The following is a 17,526-nucleotide window of genomic DNA, read 5'->3' as shown; positions in this document are numbered from 1 at the left end:
TCGGGGAGGGCTCGCCCAGATGGAGGAGCACAAAGACCGATCGCAACGCCCGCCGCCACGCTGGCTGGGCCACGTCAAGGCCTTGATCTGGGTCTTGATCTACGGCGGCCTGCTGGCCGTCATCCTGGGGGTGTTTTTGATGAAGCAGGGTCTGAGCGATGCCGAGCTGCTGGGCTGGATCTTGCTGATCAAAGGCGGCGTGGCGGTCGTGATCGGTGCGCTGATGATCTGGATCCGCTCGCGCTTGAAATAGCGCAGAGCCGCGCATTTGCGATGATGGCGGCACTGCCATTTTCGAAATCGCGCCGATGAGCAAATCTACTCTTCAATTCCCTTTCCACATCCCCTTTGTCGAACAGCTGGGCCTGGAGCTGCACAGCATGGGCGACGGCCAGGCCGAGCTGCGGGTGGATCTCTCCGAGGGTCACCTGAACAGCTGGGAGGTGGCCCATGGTGGCGTGCTCATGACCATGTTGGACGTGGCCATGGCCCATGCGGCGCGCAGCATCCATATGAAGGCCGAGGGCATGGGCCCGGGCGTGGTGACGGTGGAGATGAAAACCTCCTTCATGCGCCCCGGCGAGGGCGAGTTGCGCGCCCTGGGCAAGCTGCTGCACCGCTCCACCACCATGGCGTTTTGCGAGGGCTCCATCCTCGGCGAGGACGGCCAGCTGGTGGCCCACGCCACCGCCACCTTCAAATACCTGCGTGCCTTGCCGACCCGCGGCCGCGCGCTCAAGCCCTTGCAACGACGCGAGGCCGACTGAGCCGGGCTCAAGGCGGCAGCCACAGGCGCGAGTCCTCCGGCGGCAGCCCGGGCGGCAAGGGCGCGTCGATTTCCAGAACGGTGCGCGAGCCCAGCTGTGCGCGCCGGGCGATGGCCTGGAAATGCTGGCGGAACAGGGCGGCGAAACTGCCATCAGCCTGAGCCAGGGCCAGGCCGCGCTCCATGCGCTGGCGCAAGGCCGCGCGGTCTTTGCGGAACAGGTAGTAGACCGGGAAACGGTAGTGCAGGGCCAGGTGGGGTTCGACCATCAGCTGGTCCAGCTGCGGGTTGGCCTCCAGCTCGGCCCAGGCCTCGTGCAGCCCGCGGTGGAAATACTGGAAGCGCCCGCTCTGCAACATCGCCAGCAAGGACTGACCGTGGGCCACGCCGACCACCGGCAGCTGGTTGCGCTCGAACAGGGCGAAATCGGCCCACTGACGGCCAAAGCCACCGGTCAGCTGTCGCAGGCCGGCCAGGTCGTGCACGGCGGCGAAACGGGCCTGGTCTTTCTTGTGGATCAGCAGCAGGCGGTAGCCCAGCATGCCTTGGTGCAGGTCAAAAGGAATGGCGCTGAACTCGCGCAGCAGCTCGGCCTGCGGCGGCAGGTAGACCAGATCGACCAGGCCCTGGCGCAGCAGACCCAGGCAGCGCTCCTGGGTCGGGTCCGGGCCTGGGGCGTAGGGGCGCAGCTCGGTGCGCTCGCCGGGCGCGGCGGTGCGCGCCAGCAGCAGGCGTGTCAGGGCCATGCGGTAGGCGTAGCGCTGCGGGTCGGACTGGCAGAGGGTCAGGACTTGCGGCTCGGTGCCGCTTCGGACGCCTGCCTCCGCCGCGCCCAGTGCATGGCCGGGGCCGGCCTGCGCGCAGCCGAGCGCGAGGGCCAGCAGCAAGGCCCTCGTTCCGCCGATCAGCCAGGCCAGGCCGGCAGGCCGGCCCGCCCCGCGTCGCCCACCAGGGGCTGGGCTGAATCTCACGTGTGGGGTGCTTTTCTTCTTCGCAAGGGCCACGCGCGCTGCGTGGCCGCAGGCCTTCAGCGTAGCTTGAACACCGCGACCGCTTGCACCAGCTGGGCGGCCTGCAGGCGCAGGCTCTCGGCCGCAGCGGCCGATTCCTCCACCAGGGCAGCGTTCTGCTGGGTCACCTTGTCCATCTGCGTGACGGCCTCGCCGACCTGGGCGATGCCTGAGCTCTGCTCGCTGCTGGCGGCGCTGATCTCGCCAACGATGTCGCTGACGCGCTTGATGGCGCCGACGATCTCGGTCATGGTGGTGCCGGCGCGGTCCACCAGCACCGTGCCTTGCTCGACGCGCTCGACGCTGGCGCTGATCAGGGTCTTGATTTCCTTGGCCGCATCGGCGCTGCGCTGGGCGAGGTTGCGCACCTCGCTGGCCACCACGGCGAAGCCCCGGCCTTGCTCGCCGGCACGCGCGGCTTCCACAGCGGCGTTCAGGGCCAGGATGTTGGTCTGGAAGGCGATGCCGTCAATGACGCTGATGATGTCGGCGATCTTCTTGGAGCTGTCGTTGATGCCGCGCATGGTCTCCACCACCTCGCCCACCACATCACCACCTCGGGTGGCGATCTGCGAGGCGCCGAGCGCCAGCTGATTGGCCTGCTTGGCGTTGTCGGCGTTGTTGCGCACGGTCGAGCCCAGCTCGTCCATGGTGGCGGCGGTTTCTTCCAGGGCGCTGGCCTGTTCCTCGGTGCGTTGGCTCAGGTCAGCATTGCCTTGGGCGATCTCGCCGGCGCCGGTGGCCACGCTTTCCGAGTTGTCGCGCACATGGGTGACGATCTCCTGCAGGCGGCGGCGCATGGCCTCCAGGGCCTGCACCAGCAGGGCGGTTTCGTCGCGGCCTTCGGCCTGCAGCACCACGGTCATGTCGCCCTCGCTCATGCGTTGGGCTCCATCCATGGCGCGGGCCAGTGGAGCGGTGACATGGCGGCTGATGCCCAGCCCCAAGCCCACCCCGGCCAGCACGCCCAGCACGATCAGCACCACGGTGGTGTTGCGGCTGCTTTGGTAGAGCGAGTCGTTGTCGTCGGACAAGGCCTTGGCTTCTTCTTCCTTGAGTCGGGTCAGGGCGGTCAGGGTTTGGTCGACCAAGCTGCCCTGGGGGGTGAGGTCGGATTTGACGAACTTGATGGCTTCGTTGGAGCCGGCCAGCTCGGTCACGCTGATGCGTTTGATCATCTCCTGGGCCACCTGCTGGTCTTTCTCCCACTGGCTGCGCAAGGTGGCCAGGCCGGCCTTGCCCTTGTCGCTGGTGTAGAGCTTGCCGGCTTGTTCCAGCAGATCGTTGGTTTGCTTGCGCGATTCGTTCATCAGGCCGATGGCGCGTTCGCGCTCGGCGGCGTCGGTGGCCAGGATGGCGTCGCGCACGGCCACCACGGCCTGCAGGCGGCGCACATTGGCCTCCTTGGTCAGCGACAGGCCGAGCAGCTCGCGCTCGTAGAGCGCGGTGTCGGCGTCGTTGATGCGTTTCATATTGCCGATGGCCACCGTGCCGATGACGGCACCGATCAGGGCAACCGCCGTGAAGGCGCTCACCAGCTTGGTGGAAATCTTGTAGTCGGACAGCTGCATGATGAGTGGTTCTCCATGGCCCAGCGCCGCGACATGCGGGGCTGAACCGGGTTGGACGTGTTGACGGGAAACGGGCTTGATCTGGCCTCTTGAGTTCCACCCTGGATCTACCTGGCGCCCGAGTCCTAGCGGGGACAAGGACGCATCGTTCGTTTATCGGCCCGTGCCCGAGGAGCTTGAGCGGCTTTTGCGTCGGCGCCGGGCAGGGCAGGGCGCCTCGTGGTCGAATGCGGTCCTAGAACCTGTGACACAAGCCAATCGGAGTCCTTCCCCATGATTCGCAACCGCCAAATCCTTCTGGCCTCCCGCCCCCAGGGCGAGGCCGGCCCGGACAACTTCAGCCTCGTCGAGCAGGACCTACCCGGCCCCGAGGAGCTGGCCGAAGGCCAGGTGCTGGTGCGCAACCATTTCCTGAGCCTGGATCCGTATATGCGCGGCCGCATGAACGACAGCAAGAGCTATGCAGCCCCTCAGCCCCTGGGCGCGGTGATGCTGGGCGGCACGGCCGGCGAGGTGATTGCTTCGCGCAACCCGGCCTTCCAGGCCGGGGATTCGGTGGTGGGCATGGGTGGCTGGCAGGAGCATTTCGTGGTCGACGCCAGCCAGCGCGGCGTGCTCAACAAGGTCGACACCCGCCACATCCCGCTTTCGGCCTACCTCGGTGCCGTGGGCATGCCGGGCGTGACCGCCTGGTACGGCCTGACGCAGATCATTCGCCCCAAGGCCGGTGAAACCGTGGTGGTCAGCGCGGCCAGCGGCGCCGTGGGCTCGGTGGTGGGCCAGCTGGCCATGGCGCGTGGCGCGCGGGCCGTGGGCCTGGCCGGCGGGGCGGAGAAATGCCGCTACGTGGTCGAGGAACTGGGCTTTGATGCCTGCATCGATTACCGCCAGCACCCCGACCTGGCCTCGCTCTCGCAAGCGCTCAAGGCCGCCTGCCCGGACGGCATCGACGGTCATTTCGAGAACGTCGGCGGCCTCATCCTCGACGCCGTGCTGCTGCGCGCCAATGCCTTCAGCCGCGTCGCCATGTGCGGCATGATTTCCGGCTACAACGGCGAGCCCATCCCGCTGCAGTACCCGCAGCTCATCCTGACCAACCGCATGAAGGTCGAGGGGTTCATCGTCAGCGAGCACATGGAGCTCTGGCCCGAGGCGCTCAAGGAACTGGGCGGCCTGGTCGCCACTGGCCGGCTCAAGTTCCGCGAGTCCGTGGCGCAGGGCCTGGAGGCGGCGCCCGAGGCCTTCCTCGGCCTGCTCAAAGGCCGCAACTTCGGCAAACAGCTGGTGAAGTTGGTCTGATGGCGGGCGGTACGCAATTGCGCTGGCGCTGCCTGCCCTTCGAGGGCTTGAGCGTCCACGAGCTCTACGCCGCCCTGGCCCTGCGCGCCCAGGTCTTTGTTTTGGAGCAGAACTGCGTCTACCTGGATCTGGACGGCCATGACCCGGCGGTCTTGCACCTGCTGGGCCAGGCAGCCCACAGCGATGCGGTGCTGGCCTATGCCCGCCTGGTGCCGCCCGGCACCAAGGGCCCGAGCCAGACCCAGCCCATGATCGGCCGGGTGGTCACGGCGCCGACGGCGCGTGGCCGTGGCGCCGGCCGGGCGCTGATGGAGCAGGCCTTGCGGGCCTGCGCCGAGCACTGGCCCGGCCAGGCGGTGGAGATTCAGGCGCAGAGCTATTTGCGCGCCTTCTATGCCAGCCTGGGCTTTGTCGCCACCTCGACGCCCTACCTGGACGACGACATCGAGCACATCGATATGCGGCGGGAATTCAAGGCCGATTTCACGGTGGATTGAGGGAAAACCCGAGGTTGGAGCCGCGCAATCTGGCACACTCCCGCCCCAGCTCCGAATTTGCCCGTTCAACCGTTCATTCATGTCAGCCGTCCCTCTCGCCATCGATTCCCGCCACGCCGTTGTCATCGGTGGCGGTCCTGCCGGGCTCATGGCCGCCGAGCGTCTGCGTGCCGCGGGCATGGAGGTCGATGTCTACGACGCCATGGCCTCGGTGGGGCGCAAGTTCCTGCTGGCCGGCAAGGGCGGGCTCAATCTCACCCACTCGGAAGACAGCCTCAGCTTCCGCAGCCGCTTTGCCGAGCGTTGCGAAGAGGTCGGCGCCTGGCTGGCCCATTTCGACGGCCCGGCCCTGCGCGATTGGGCGGCCGAGCTGGGCGTAGACACCTTTGTCGGCAGCTCCGGCCGGGTCTTCCCGGTCGACATGAAATCGGCGCCCCTGCTGCGCGCCTGGCTGGCCCGGCTGCGCAACAGCGGCGTGCGCTTCCACATGCGCCACCGCTGGCTGGGCTGGGACGAAGAGGGCTGCTTGCGTTTCGCCCATGGCGATGCGCAGCTGACCCTGCCGCACACCGGCGCCGTGGTGCTGGCCCTGGGTGGCGCGTCCTGGCCTCAGCTTGGGTCCAACGCCGGCTGGGTGCCGCTGCTGACGGCCCAGGGCGTGGACATCGCCGGCCTGCGTGCGGCCAACTGCGGCTTCAATCTCGGCCTGGCCCGCGAAGGCCGGCCACAGCCGGGTTGGTCGCCGCTGTTTGCTGATCGCTTCGCCGGCCAGCCGGTCAAGCCGGTGGTGCTGCATTTCGAAGGCCGCAGCGGCCGCCGCTTCGACCGCCAGGGCGAGTTCGTCATCACCTCCAGCGGGGTGGAGGGCTCCTTGATCTATGCCGCGTCCAGCCTGCTGCGCGAAGAGATCGCCGAGTTCGGCGAGGCGGTGATGCACCTGGACCTGCTGCCCGATCGCAGCGACAGCTTTGTCATGGATGAAGTGGCCCGCCCGCGTGGCTCGCGTTCCATGTCCACCCACCTCAAGAGCCGCCTGGGCCTGGAAGGGCTCAAGGCCGGTTTGCTGTTCGAAGTGCTGAGCAAGGACGAGTACGCCGACCTGCCTACCCTGGCCCGCACCATCAAGCGCCTGCCGCTGCGCCTGGCCTCCACCCGCCCGGTGGCCGAGGCCATCAGCACGGCCGGCGGCGTGCGCCTGGAAGAGCTGGACGAACAGCTGATGATCAAGCGCCTGCCGGGCCTGTTCTGCGCCGGCGAGATGCTGGACTGGGAAGCGCCCACCGGCGGTTATCTGCTCACCGCCAGCATGGCCAGCGGCTGGGTGGCGGGCGAGGGCGCGGCGCGCCATCTGCAGCGCGGCGCCGGCATGGCGGTCTGACAGTCGCACAGGGTCGCATGCGCATGGTCTGAACAGCTCATGCCGCGTTGGATCGCCTGACATCGCGGGTTCTCAGAATCGGCGGTTTTGATTTCCGGCTGTGCGCGCTTTTTGGCTTGTGCGGTCGGTTCGGAGACCGCCATGAGCAGCAGAACAATTCAAAACCCCTCCCGCCGCGGCTTTCTGGCCGCCGCCGCCGGTACTGCCGGCCTGGCCAGCACCCCCAGCTTTGCCCAGACCATCGCCCGCGCCCTGGCCACACCGGCCAGCCAGGTCAGCGGCGGCCTCGGCGACATCGAGCATGTGGTTTTCCTGATGCAGGAAAACCGCTCCTTCGACCATTACTTCGGCTGCCTGGCGGGCGTGCGCGGCTTCAGCGATCCGCGTGCCATCACCTTGCCCTCGGGCAAGCCGGTCTGGTTCCAGCCCAGCGGCAGCAGCCATGTGCTGCCCTACCACTACGACGTCAAGAACACCAACGCCCTGCACGTCGGCCTGGACCACCACTGGAAGGGCACGGAAGCGGCCTGGAAGGACTGGAACGCCTGGGTGCCCAAGAAGACCTCGATGTCCCTGGGCTACTTCGATCGTGGCGATCTGCCTTTCTACTACGCCCTGGCCGACGCCTTCACCACCTGTGATGCCTACCACTGCTCGGTCTTCGGCCCCACCGACCCGAACCGTTTCTATGCCCTGAGCGGCCACACGGCCGGCTACGTCACCGGCATCCCCGACAGCCGGCTCTACAACGTCAACAACGGCACCTACAACGCCGACATCGCCAACGACAACCCGGCCGCTCAGGGCATCACCTGGCAAAGCTATGCCGAGGTGCTGGAAGCGCAAGGCGTGAGCTGGAAGGTCTACCAGGAATGGGACAACTACGGCGACAACTACCTGCAGTACTTCAAGAACTTCCGTGTCGACGCGGCCGGCCGCAAGCTGACGCCCGAATCGCCGCTGTACCAGAAGTGCCGCGCCATGGCCCCGGGCTCGAACGCCGCGAACGCCGCGCAAACCACCGGCCAGTGGCTGATCGATGACTTCGCCGCCGATGTGCGCGCCGGCCGCCTGCCGGCCGTGTCCTGGATTTGCGCGCCGACCGAGTACTGCGAGCATCCCTCGCCCACGCCCAATGCCGGCGAGAACTTCAGCGCCCGCCTGCTGGCCGCCCTGGTCGACAACCCTGAGGTCTGGGCCAAGACCGTGCTCATCATCACCTACGACGAGAACGACGGCTTCTTCGACCACATGCCCTCGAACGTGCCGCCCATGGACGCCGGCCGTGGCCGCAGCACGGTGGCCAACAGCTTGCAGGGCGAGGTCTACAAGGGCAGCGAACCGATCGGCCTGGGCCCGCGCGTGCCGACCCTGGTGATCTCGCCCTGGAGCAAGGGCGGGCGCGTCAACTCCCAGCTCTTCGACCACACCTCGCAGATCCGTTTCCTCGAAGAGTGGCTGGTGCAGGGCAAGGGCTTGCCGCGTGCGGCCGTGCACTGCCCCAATATCTCGCCCTGGCGTCGCGCGGTCTGCGGCGATCTGCTCAGCGTCTTCAACTTCGACGAGCCGAACAAGACCTGGCCCGCCGGCGTGCCGCGCACGGCCGAGTACCCCAAGTACGACGCCACGGCGCCGGCCTGGCCGCCCGCCACCCAGGCGCTGCCGCGCCAGGAGCAGGTCAGCACCGGCCAGCCGCGCCCGGCCTGCCCCATGCCCTACCGTGCCGAGGTGGATGGCGCCGTGCAGGGCACGGCCCGCCAGTTCGCGCTGAGCTTCGGCAATGGCGGCTCGGTGGCCGAGCCCTTCATCGTCTACTCCGCCCTGCGCAGCGACGGCCCCTGGCACTACACCCTGGCCGCCGGCACCCGCGTCGAGCGCGAGGTCTGGAACTGGAGCGGCGACAGCTACCAGCTCAAGGTCCATGGCCAGAACGGTTTTGTGCGCGAGTTCAGCGGTGCTCTCGGCAACGCAGCGCGCCAACTGGAAGTGAGCCTGCGTGAAGAGCCCGCCAACCGCAGCGTGCGCCTGCAGTTCAGCAACAGCAGCAGCCAGGTCCTGCGCCTGCAGCTGGCGGATCTGGCCTACGGCCAAGGCCGCCTGCTGACTCTGAGCCTGCAGCCGGGCCAGAACCACAGCGAGACCCTGAGCGTGGAAGCCAGCCGCGGCTGGTACGACCTGGGCGTGACGCTGGAAGGCGAGAGCCTGTACTGGCGCCGCCTGGCCGGCCATGTCGAGGGGGCAGGCCTGGACTACACCGACCCCGTGCTCAACGGCCTGGCCCTGGCCCAGGATTCGCCGCCGGTGCTGGTGCCGACGCCGCCGCCGGTCAATCCGGTGCGCTTCAGCGCATCGGCCAGCGTCTCCCGCATCGGCGACAGCATCAATCTGAGCTGGCAAGGCCTGCCGGCCGGCAACAAGCATTGGCTGGGCTTCTACCGCAAGGGCATGGTGCCCGGCGGCCCGGGCTCGCTGAAATGGAACTATGTGGCCGCGCCGGCCGGCGGCCAGAGCTTCAGCCTGGCCAGCTTCCCGGAGGGCGAGTACTTCTTCGGCCTGTTCCTGAACGATGGCTACGAAGAGGCGGCCCCGCGCCTGGCCCTGCGTTTGCTCAAGCGCGGCGACATCAACGGCGACGGCCGCATCGACGCCGCCGACCGCGAGGCCCAGCGCGCCGCCATGGGCGCCTGCGCCGGCGACAGCCGCTACCAGCCCCTGGCCAATTTCGATGCCGATGCCTGCATCACCCAGGCCGACTACCGCGCCTGGTTCGACATCTTCCGCCAGCAAAAGCCCTGATCACCCAACCCAGGAACACGAGCATGACACGCACACCGAGCACCTTCTTGAAATTCGGCGCCCCGAGCCTGGCGGCCGCCTTGCTGGGCGCCGCTGGCCTCCTGGCTTCGACACTGGCTTCAGCCCAGACGTTCTCTTTCAGTGACGTCACGCCCACCGGCGTGCCACTGGAGCCACGCATGCGCCTGGAGCTGCCCGTGGCGGCGCAGCTGGGCCAGACCCTGAACGTGGCGATCCGCCTGGACCAGCCCTTCGCTGGCCGCGCGGCCGACGATGTGTTCTTGTTCTACGGCTTCAAGCTCGACTTCGACCCCAGCCAGCTGCGCTTCAAGGGATTTGCCGCAGCCCAAGGTTGGAGCGATGACAGCGGCTACCTGCGCCCCGGTGAAATCGGCGCTTCGAACTTCCCGGGCGTCGCGGCGGCCGGCCAATCCGGGCTGAACCTGGGCGCGCTGCAATTCGAGCTGCTGAACCCGGGCGAAGCCTGGCTGCAGATCAGCAGCCCCGAGGGCGATCTCAACCTCGGCCTGGGCTACGCCCAGGGCTCGGCCAATCTGCCCATCGACTGGCGCGGCAGCCTGCAGGTCAGCGCTGTGCCCGAGCCCGGCGCGCTGGCGATGACGCTGGCGGGGCTGTTGGGCCTGGGGCTGGTACAGCGCCGCCGCCTGGGTCAGAACAAGTAGCCGAAAGCAACCAGTCCGTTGACGCTGGTTTTCTGGTGCGTCAGCGGGCTGTTCTTGGCATCGCCCTGCAGGGCGCTGACCGAGATGCCGGCCGTCACGCTGCTGCGCGGGCTGAGGATGTGGGTCAGCGAGGCATTGGCCCGCACATCACGCAGGCCTGCGCCGACGCGGTAGGGCGCATAGCCGCTGCTGGCTGCCTGGGCCGCGCTGACGCCGAAATAGGACTGCAGCGCCTCGCGGTTGGCCAGGGTCAGGGCGGCGCCCACGCCCAAACGCCAGCTCGCATCCAGCGGGATCTGCTGGGCCACGCCCAGGTCGATCAGCAGGCCCTTGCGGTCCTGGCCGGAGCCATAGCGCAGCGAGCTGGTCAGGGCCAAGCTTTGGCTGGGGCTGTAATTGAAGAAGCCACCGATCTCGGGGCGGAATTCGATGTCGCCCATGCCGCGCAGGGCCGGCGAGCGGTCTTCATCGCGGCCGAAATCGGCCGTCAGGCGCAGGCCATAGCTGAACTGCGCTTGCTTGGAGAAGTTCAGGCCCAGGCCATTGCTGGTGCCGGCAAACCAGCCATTGCTCCATTGGTAGTCGAGGCTGGGCACCAGCATGGCGCGGCTTTTCTTCGAGCCTTGGTAGGCATGGCCGGCCAGCGCGACCACGCCGACGCGGCCGCCATCGCGCTCCGGGGCGGCACCGTAGATGCGGGCGGTGTCGAAGGCTTGGGCTTGGGCCAGGGAGCTGCTGAACAGGCCGATGCAGGCGGTCAGGCTGGCTGCGGACAGATGGCGGAGGGTGTGGGTCATGGTGGCGTGCCGTTGCTGGGTTGATGAGCGGAGAGGCGGGTTGCATGAACAGGCGTGCGGCCTGGATCTGAAGTCGGCGGCCCGGCGTGCGAGGCCGGGCCGCTTGAATCGCCCCGCAATATGGCGGAAAACTGTGACTTTTGCTGGCGCCTGACTTTTGGCGGCCCGATCTGGGCTTGCACTCGGCCGCGCTCCGGAGCGTCGCGAGCCCCTGTGGCACACTCCGCCGCTTCCTGTTTTGACTGCCTCGCCGACGTTTTGGACAAGATCCTGCTTCAAATTGCCGCCGAACTGAGCGTTCGCCCGGCCCAGATCAACGCCGCCGTGGAGCTGCTTGATGGCGGCGCCACCGTGCCCTTCATCGCCCGCTACCGCAAGGAAGTGACCGACGGGCTGGACGACAGCCAGTTGCGCGAGATCGAGGCCCGCCTGGCCTATCTGCGCGAGCTGGAAGACCGCCGCGCCGCCGTGCTCAAGAGCATCGAGGAGCAAGGCAAGCTCACGCCCGAGCTGCAAGCCGCGATCCTCGCTGCGCCGACCAAGCAGGAGCTGGAAGACCTCTACCTGCCCTACAAGCAAAAGCGCCGCACCAAGGGCATGATCGCCCGCGAAGCTGGCCTGGAGCCCCTGGCCGACAAGCTGTTCGCCGACCCCAGCCTGGACCCGATGGCGGAAGCTGTGGCCTTCATCAACGCCGAAGCCGGCTTTGCCGATGCCTTCGCGGTGCTGGACGGCGTGCGCGACCTGCTCTCCGAGCGCTGGGCCGAGGATGCCGTGCTGATCGGCAAGCTGCGCGAGTGGCTGTGGGAGGAGGGCTTGTTCAAGTCCAAGCTGATGGACGGCAAGGACGAGAACAATCCCGATGTCGCCAAGTTCCGCGACTATTTCGATTACGACGAGCCGATCAAGACCGTGCCTTCGCACCGTGCGCTGGCCGTGTTCCGCGGCCGCACGCAGGAAATCCTCGACGCCAAGCTGGCGCTGGACGAAGAAGTGGTGGCCGGCCAACCGGGTTTGGCCGAAGGCCGCATCGCCCGCCATCTGGGCTGGACCATGGGCACACGCCCGGGCGACGCCCTGATTCGCAAGACCATCTCATGGACCTGGAAGGTCAAGCTCTCCATGAGCCTGGAGCGCGATCTGTTCGCCCGCCTGCGCGAAGATGCCGAGGCCGTGGCCATCAAGGTGTTTGCCGAAAACCTGCGCGATCTGTTGCTGGCCGCGCCGGCCGGCAAGCGTGTGGTCATGGGCCTGGACCCGGGCATCCGCACCGGGGTCAAGGTGGCCGTGGTCAGCGACACCGGCCGGGTGCTGGACACCTGCGCCGTGTTTCCGCACGAGCCGCGCAAGGACTGGGAAGGCGCCCTGCACACCCTGGGTCGCCTCTGCGCCACCCACGGCGTCAACCTGATCGCCATCGGCAATGGCACGGCCAGCCGCGAAACCGACAAGCTGGCCGGTGACCTGATCAAGCGCATCCAGCAGCTGGCCCCCGGCACCCAGATCGACAAGGTGGTGGTCAGCGAGGCCGGCGCCTCGATCTATTCGGCCTCCGAGTTCGCCTCCAAGGAACTGCCCGATCTGGACGTGACCCTGCGCGGCGCCGTGTCCATCGCCCGCCGCCTGCAGGACCCGCTGGCCGAGTTGGTCAAGATCGACCCCAAGAGCATCGGCGTCGGCCAGTACCAGCACGATGTCAACCAAAGCGCCATGGCCAAGACCCTGGACGCGGTGGTGGAAGACTGCGTGAACTCGGTCGGCGTGGACCTGAACACCGCCTCGGCGCCGCTGCTGTCGCGCGTGTCGGGCCTGTCCAGCACCGTGGCTGCCTCCATCGTGCGCTGGCGCGATGCCAATGGCGCTTTCAAGAGCCGCAAGCAATTGCTCGACGTGGCCGGCCTGGGCCCCAAGACCTTCGAGCAATCGGCCGGCTTCCTGCGCATCCGTGACGGCGACAACCCGCTGGACTTCTCGGGCGTGCACCCGGAAACCTACCCGGTGGTGGAGCGCATCCTCAAGGCGGTCAACAAGCCTGCGGCCGAGGTCATGGGCAAGAGCGATGTCATTCGCGCGCTGAAGCCTGAGGCCTTTGCCGACGAGAAATTCGGCGCCATCACGGTCAAGGACATCCTGTCTGAGCTGGAAAAGCCCGGCCGCGACCCGCGCCCGGACTTCAAGGTGGCCCGCTTCAACGAAGGCGTGGACGACATCAAGGACCTGGTCGAGGGCATGGTGCTCGAGGGCACGGTGTCCAACGTTGCCCAGTTCGGCGCCTTCGTGGACCTGGGTGTGCATCAGGACGGCCTGGTTCATGTGAGCCAGCTGTCCAACAAGTTCGTGACCGACGCCCGTGAGGTGGTCAAGACCGGCGACATCGTCAAGGTGCGCGTGCTGGAGGTGGACCTGGCCCGCAAGCGCATCTCCCTGACCATGAAGCTGGATGCACCGGTGCAGCGCGGCGGCGCCAAGGCCGACAACAGCTTCCGTCCGGCCGGTCGCCAGGAGCGGGCCGGTGGTGGCGCGGCTCGCGGCGGTTTTGCCGGCGCCCGGGCACCCGAGCCGGCCGCTGGCGGCGCCATGGCGGCGGCGTTTGCCAAGTTCAAGAAACAGGGCTGAGCCCGGTGATTCAGGGCGGCCGCGTCGCCATTGGCGCGCTGCCGCCGCAGATCAGCCCCCGCAAGCCGCGATTGGTCGCCAGCCGGCAGACGCGGCGCGCAGCGCTCGCTAAGCTGCGCGCCTTGTTGTCCTGGATTGTTTTGGAGCCTCGCTTGAACCGTTGTCTGCCCCGCACTTCCGTGAACCTGGCCTGCCGCGTGCTGCTGGCCGGTTCGGCCCTGTCGCTTGCCCACCTCGGCGCCCACGCGCAGGACGGGGTGCCCGGCCTGGGCGACAACCGCCCGGCCGTGGGCAACAAGCTGGAGCGCGTGGAGCTGACCTCACGCCCCCAGAGCGACACCGATCTGCGCCGCAAATCGCCGGTGGCCAAGCAGGTCTACGGCCGCGAGGAGATGGACAAGTTCGGTGACAGCAATGTGGCCGATGTGCTCAAGCGCCTGCCTGGTGTGAACATGCAGGGCGGTGCGCCGCGCATGCGCGGCCTGGGTTCGGGCTACACCCTGATCTTGATCAACGGTGATCCGGCGCCTCCGGGCTTCGACATGAGCCAGCTCAGCCCTTCGCAGGTCGAGCGCATCGAAGTGACCAAGGCGCCCACTGCCGACCAGAGCGCCCAGGCCGTGGCCGGTGCCATCAACATCATCCTGAAGGACGCGCCTCGCATCTCGCAGCGCGATCTGCGCTTGGGGCTGGGCTACAACGCCGTGCGCCCCACGCCCTCGGCCACCTTCACCCTGGGCGAGAAGATCGGTTCGGCCGCCTTGTCGGTGCCGCTGTCCTTTTTCCAGTGGCGCGGCCAGAACGATGTCACCAGCAGCCGCCAGATGCCGGGCAGCGATGGCAAGGATTCCAACAGCGTGCAGCAAGGCGAACAGGCCAACTGGGGCCATGGCTTCAACTCAGCGCCGCGCCTGAACTGGAAGATCAGCGATGAAGAGACGCTGACCCTGCAGGCCTTTTTGCAAAAAGGCTTCTGGAACAACCGCAACAGCTACGACACCTTGTCCAGCAACGGCGCTGCCGTGCTTGATGACGACAGCCTGAATCACGGCACCTGGCAGAACTTGCGCGGCAATGCCGTCTGGTCCAAGCGCTTCAACGACGAGCAAAAGCTCGAGCTCAAGGCTGGCGTGCAGCGTTCGCGCGGCACCTTCGACAACCAGACCTATCTGCCCGCCAATCAGCTGCGCCGCGCGGTCGGCGACAACACCGATCGCGGTTTCACCCAGGCCGGCAAGTTTGGCCAGCTGCTGGGTGAGGACCACAGCCTGACCGTGGGTTGGGATCTGGAATGGCGCCGCCGTGAGGAAGACCGCACGGTCACCGAAGCTGGCAATCTCCAGCTACCGGACTTCGACGGCCAGCCCTTTGGCGCTCGCATCACCCGCCAGGCCTTGTTTGTGCAGGACGAGTGGGAGCTGTCCCCGCAATGGTCCACCTATCTGGGCCTGCGCAGCGAGCGCATCATCACCGAGAGCCGCGGCCTGGCCGCGCCGGTGCGCAACACCAGCACCGTGCTGACCCCCCTCTGGCACCTGAACTACAAGTTCGACCCCAAGGGCAAAGACCTGGTCCGCGCCAGCCTGACGCGCAGCTACAAGGCGCCGGACCTCAATGCCTTGCTGGCCCGCCCCAGCCTGAGCAGCCTGTTCACCAACACCGACAAGCCCAATACCAAAGTCTCGCCAGACCGTGAAGGCAACCCCTTGCTCAAGCCCGAGCTGGCCACCGGCCTGGACGTGGCCTACGAGAAATACCTGACCGGCGGGGGTATGGTCAGCGTGGGTGTGTTCCATCGCAAGGTCAATGATCTGATTCGCAATGACACCAGCCTGTCGACCGTGGCCTGGGCCAGCGTGCCGCGCTATGTCTCGCGCCCGACCAATTTCTCGCGCGCCCAGACCACCGGCCTGGAGCTGGAAATCAAGGGCCGCGCCGGTGAGCTGATGCCGCAATGGTTCGATGCCAAGACCGCGCTCAATCTGCGTGCCTCGCTGAGCTACTACAAGTCCAAGGTCGACGCGCTGCCCGGCCCTAACAACCGCCTGGACGGTCAGCAACCCTGGTCCGGCAATCTCGGCTTTGACTACCGCTTCAGCGATCTGCCCCTGGTCACGGGCGCCAGCCTGGCCTACACGCCCGGCTACACCACCCAGCAGACCCTGAGCCAGACGGTCGAGCAGTCGCGCTCGCGCGCGCTGGACATGTTTGCCCAGTGGACCTTCAGCAAGACCTTGTCCATGCGCGTGTCCGCCAACAATCTGGCGCCGCTGGATGCCCAGTCGCAGACCCTGCTCAGCAACGGCGAGGGCAGCGGCAGTCTGCGCAAGGGCCGCAGCTTCTTCGGCCTGAATGTGGAGATGAAGCTCTGATGCAGGAGTTGTGCGGCCGATGAGCGCCCCAGCGCTGCAGATCTTCGCCGGCCCGCGGGCCCGCGCGCGCTTGGCCGAGCGGGGCATGCGGCCCGAGGATGTGCGCGTGGTGCCGGCCGCGGCCGGTGGCCCCAAAGGCTTGATCCTCGGGCCGCTGGATCAGTTCATCTTTGGCGACTGGCTGCTGCGCAGCACGCAGGAGGTGCACCTGATCGGTGCCTCCATCGGCGCCTGGCGCATGGCCACGGCCTGCCTCAGCGCCGACGCGGCCGCCACGCAGGCCGAGTTCGCCCGCCTGTCCTACGAGTATGTGCACCAGCACTACGACAGTGAGCCGGGCAAACCGCCCAGCGCCGCCTCGGTGTCGGCCGCGTTTGCGGCCAAGCTCGATGAGGTCTTTGGCGGGCGCGAGGCGGCCGTGCTCGGCCATCCGCGCTGGCGCCTGCACATCCTGACCTCGCGCGGCCGCGGCTTGTTGCTGGGTCGGGAAGGGCGGCTGCGCACACCGCTGGGCTATGCCGGCGCTTTCGCGGCCAATGCGCTGGCGCGGCCGGCTCTTGGGCGCTGGCTGGAGCGGGTGCTGTTCTCCGATGCCCGCACGCCGCTGCCGGTACCGCTGCAGGACTTCCGCAGCCAGCAGGTGGCGCTCGAGGCGCGCAACTTCCAGCCCAGCTTGCTGGCCAGCTGCTCGATTCCCTTCTGGCTCAAGGCCGTGCAAGACATCCCCGGCGCGCCGCGGGGCGCGTACTGGGACGGCGGCATCACCGACTACCACCTGCACCTGAACTACGCCGCCATGGCGGGCGAAGGCCTGGTGCTGTACCCGCATTTCCAGCGCCAGGTGGTGCCGGGCTGGCTGGACAAAGCCTGGAAGCGCCGCCATGGCGCGACGCCCTTTCTCGACAATGTGGTGGTCTTGGCGCCCCACCCCGATTGGGTGCGCAGCCTGCCGCGCGCCAAGCTGCCGGACCGGGCCGACTTCCAGCACTTTGGCGACGATGCGGCGGGTCGCGCGCGCGTCTGGTTGCAGGCCATTGCCGAGAGCCAGCGTTTGCGTGACGAGTTTGCCGCCGCCTGCGCCGCGCCCAGCGTGCAGGCGCTGCCGCTGTGAGGTTGAGATCAGCCTGTCCATAGACCTTGGACATGTAAGCATTCGCAAGCGTGGCCAACCGCGCTCGTGCTGTCGGCGTTGCAAGTGAACTCAATCCATCTGGAGAGATTCATATGTCGCCTCGCTTTGTGTTTCGTCCGATGTTGCGCAGCGCGCTCGTGCTGGGGCTGGCATTCAGCCTGAGTGCCTGCATCGTGCTGCCGCCGCGCCACGGGCACCATCACCGGCATCATGGCTACGACGGGCGCGGATACGGCCCGGCGCGTGGCGTCGGCCTGGTGACGGGAGGCGTGGTGGGAGGGGTGATTGGTCATGAGCTGGCGCGCGATGGCGATCCCGCTTTGGGCACGGCCGTGGGTGCCGTGGCCGGTGCCGTCATCGGCCACGAGATCGAACGGTCACAGCGCCGTCGCTGAAGCGGGGCTACAATCGGTGCCTCTTCAACGAACAAGGGCGAGAAAGGCACGATGGTTATGACACCGCGAACTACGACCACCTCTTCACAGGTTTAGTCGGCCGCGGCTTTCACACGTCCTTACTCAGCTGCCCTCAGTGCAGCACCCCAAGAAAAGCGCGGCTCCGACAGCCGCGCTTTTTTGTTTTCTGGCCACCTTTTCCGGCCACCGTTTT

At 67.5% G+C, this 17,526-nt stretch carries 14 protein-coding genes; 11 read left to right on the top strand and 3 right to left on the bottom strand.

The window, feature by feature from the left end; translation table 11 throughout:
- The first annotated feature begins 19 nt into the window (after positions 1-19).
- Both OOB33_RS21620 and OOB33_RS21615 read left to right on the top strand, forming a co-directional pair.
- Entirely contained in the window at positions 20-253 is a 234-nt protein-coding gene (locus OOB33_RS21620) for a hypothetical protein (protein ID WP_271010174.1), read from the top strand.
- A gap of 55 nt (positions 254-308) precedes the next feature.
- The gene (locus OOB33_RS21615; protein WP_271010173.1) at positions 309-767 is read left to right on the top strand and encodes a PaaI family thioesterase; all 459 of its coding nucleotides are present in this window, start codon (positions 309-311) and stop codon (positions 765-767) included.
- 7 nt (positions 768-774) lie between these two features.
- Here the strand turns inward: OOB33_RS21615 and OOB33_RS21610 are convergent, their stop codons facing one another.
- Both OOB33_RS21610 and OOB33_RS21605 read right to left on the bottom strand, forming a co-directional pair.
- A complete protein-coding gene (locus tag OOB33_RS21610) occupies positions 775-1,737 on the bottom strand; it encodes a transporter substrate-binding domain-containing protein (RefSeq protein ID WP_271010172.1) in 963 nt (320 codons plus the stop codon).
- Positions 1,738-1,793: 56 nt separating this feature from the next.
- Positions 1,794-3,347, bottom strand: a complete 1,554-nt coding sequence (locus OOB33_RS21605; protein ID WP_271010171.1) for a methyl-accepting chemotaxis protein — start codon at positions 3,345-3,347, stop codon at positions 1,794-1,796.
- Between the two features lie 273 nt (positions 3,348-3,620).
- Between OOB33_RS21605 and OOB33_RS21600 the strand changes: the two genes are divergently transcribed.
- The 5 genes from OOB33_RS21600 (at position 3,621) to OOB33_RS21580 (ending at position 10,000) form a co-directional block, all read left to right on the top strand.
- The gene (locus tag OOB33_RS21600; protein WP_271010170.1) at positions 3,621-4,646 is read left to right on the top strand and encodes an NADP-dependent oxidoreductase; all 1,026 of its coding nucleotides are present in this window, start codon (positions 3,621-3,623) and stop codon (positions 4,644-4,646) included.
- A complete protein-coding gene (locus OOB33_RS21595; RefSeq protein ID WP_271010169.1) occupies positions 4,646-5,143 on the top strand; it encodes a GNAT family N-acetyltransferase in 498 nt (165 codons plus the stop codon). Before OOB33_RS21600 ends, OOB33_RS21595 begins: the two co-directional genes overlap by 1 nt.
- Before the next feature lie 79 nt (positions 5,144-5,222).
- Positions 5,223-6,521, top strand: coding sequence for an NAD(P)/FAD-dependent oxidoreductase (locus OOB33_RS21590; protein WP_102766461.1), 1,299 nt, complete (start codon positions 5,223-5,225; stop codon positions 6,519-6,521).
- Positions 6,522-6,662: 141 nt separating this feature from the next.
- Entirely contained in the window at positions 6,663-9,317 is a 2,655-nt protein-coding gene (locus tag OOB33_RS21585) for a phosphocholine-specific phospholipase C (RefSeq protein WP_271010168.1), read from the top strand.
- 23 nt (positions 9,318-9,340) lie between these two features.
- Positions 9,341-10,000: a cohesin domain-containing protein gene (locus OOB33_RS21580; RefSeq protein WP_271010167.1), complete on the top strand. Its 660-nt coding sequence runs from the start codon at positions 9,341-9,343 to the stop codon at positions 9,998-10,000.
- Here the strand turns inward: OOB33_RS21580 and OOB33_RS21575 are convergent.
- Positions 9,988-10,797: a MipA/OmpV family protein gene (locus OOB33_RS21575; RefSeq protein ID WP_271010166.1), complete on the bottom strand. Its 810-nt coding sequence runs from the start codon at positions 10,795-10,797 to the stop codon at positions 9,988-9,990. The two genes, OOB33_RS21580 and OOB33_RS21575, sit on opposite strands and share 13 nt — an antisense overlap.
- 258 nt (positions 10,798-11,055) lie before the next feature.
- On the opposite strand from OOB33_RS21575, the gene OOB33_RS21570 reads away from it, so the two are divergent.
- The 4 genes from OOB33_RS21570 to OOB33_RS21555 all read left to right on the top strand — a co-directional run bounded on the left by OOB33_RS21570 (position 11,056) and on the right by OOB33_RS21555 (position 17,312).
- Positions 11,056-13,413 carry a Tex family protein gene (locus OOB33_RS21570; protein ID WP_271010165.1) on the top strand — a complete coding sequence of 786 codons (2,358 nt, stop codon included), beginning with the start codon at positions 11,056-11,058 and terminating at the stop codon, positions 13,411-13,413.
- Positions 13,414-13,592: 179 nt separating this feature from the next.
- Positions 13,593-15,785, top strand: a complete 2,193-nt coding sequence (locus tag OOB33_RS21565; protein WP_271010164.1) for a TonB-dependent receptor plug domain-containing protein — start codon at positions 13,593-13,595, stop codon at positions 15,783-15,785.
- A 19-nt stretch (positions 15,786-15,804) separates the two neighbouring features.
- Positions 15,805-16,896 carry a phospholipase gene (locus tag OOB33_RS21560; protein ID WP_271010163.1) on the top strand — a complete coding sequence of 364 codons (1,092 nt, stop codon included), beginning with the start codon at positions 15,805-15,807 and terminating at the stop codon, positions 16,894-16,896.
- Between the two features lie 113 nt (positions 16,897-17,009).
- Positions 17,010-17,312: a glycine zipper 2TM domain-containing protein gene (locus OOB33_RS21555; RefSeq protein WP_102766468.1), complete on the top strand. Its 303-nt coding sequence runs from the start codon at positions 17,010-17,012 to the stop codon at positions 17,310-17,312.
- Positions 17,313-17,526 lie beyond the last annotated feature (214 nt).

The organism is Paucibacter sp. B51, assembly GCF_027863535.1.
Taxonomy (GTDB): domain Bacteria; phylum Pseudomonadota; class Gammaproteobacteria; order Burkholderiales; family Burkholderiaceae_C; genus Paucibacter_A; species Paucibacter_A aquatilis.
Note: the sequence above shows the minus strand (reverse complement) of the source record. Positions and strands in the feature narration are given on the sequence as shown.